Genomic DNA, 255 nt, shown 5'->3' on the forward strand with positions numbered 1-255 from the left:
GCGCCATCCCAAGTTGGCGGGAGCCATCATTACTGTCTTTACGGAAGCAAGGTATCGCAAACCATCGACAATCCGTCCGGCACGAGATTGTCACCCATGCCTTAGGTACGTTCTGTTACCTATGTCTACGGGCCGGACAAGAAAGGGATGGCGGAGAAGAAGGGATTCGAACCCTCGATACCGTTTCCGGTATACTCCCTTAGCAGGGGAGCGCCTTCGACCACTCGGCCACCTCTCCGTTAGCGCCTGACTAGT

At 55.7% G+C, this 255-nt stretch carries 1 tRNA gene; it reads right to left on the reverse strand.

Annotated elements, in window-relative coordinates:
* Positions 1-148: 148 nt before the first annotated feature.
* Positions 149-238, reverse strand: a tRNA-Ser gene (locus AC0C6X_RS30300).
* Positions 239-255 lie beyond the last annotated feature (17 nt).

This window comes from Ensifer sp. VA4, from assembly GCF_055710065.1.